Here is a 739-nt window from a genome sequence, read left to right on the forward strand (position 1 = left end):
TAGCTCGAAAATGCCCCTTTATCAGCTAGAACAAGAACTCATTCATATCCTGTTAATGGCAATTTACCCTACAAAAAGTTATCCGAATTCAGTACATCTAGAAATTATGCTTCACTTAGCAGTCTAACCTCTCAATGTGGTCACTAACTTATTGATTACAAATTGAAGTGATAGGTGAAAGTCTGCATTATATGGGCGTAAAATGCGGCGCAGAGTCATATAGAAGGCGTTATGCTACAAGGAGTAAAAATGTTGAGATTTGATCAAGGTGATGCTCGATTTAACTTTCGAAGTGCTGCCGTTATTGTTCATGATAATCATGTGTTATTACATAGAGTTGTCGGAGATTCTTTTTGGGCGCTTCCCGGTGGTAGAGTTGAGTTTTTCGAAAACTCAGATGCTACATTGAATCGAGAGCTACTAGAAGAGTTAGGGGTAGAGTCGTCTGTTAAGAAGCATCTTTGGCACGTTGAAAGTTTCTTTGAACATGCAAATAAAAAGTATCATGAAATCGCTAACTATTTTTTTGTTCAACTAAGCGAACCTCATAGATTTCCATTGAACGAACCTTTTCGTGGTATTGAGTCTGGCGTCGATCTTGAGTTTAGGTGGTTTTCATTGAACGAGTTGCCAGAAGTGGATGTAAAGCCAGAGTTTTTGCGTTTAGGTTTGTTAGATTTACCTTTAGAAACAAAGTACATCAAACTAAGTGAGATAGCAGGTAAGCGCGTCATGAACC

1 protein-coding gene is annotated in these 739 nt (G+C 38.4%); it reads left to right on the plus strand.

What is annotated here, in order from left to right:
- Positions 1-231: 231 nt before the first annotated feature.
- Positions 232-739, plus strand: a 508-nt coding sequence (locus AB4653_RS27730; RefSeq protein WP_372105851.1) for an NUDIX hydrolase, incomplete at its 3' end; no start/stop codon positions are given.

Origin of the sequence: Vibrio sp. 10N.222.48.A3 (genome assembly GCF_041475345.1) — a bacterium.
GTDB lineage: Bacteria > Pseudomonadota > Gammaproteobacteria > Enterobacterales > Vibrionaceae > Vibrio > Vibrio tasmaniensis_A.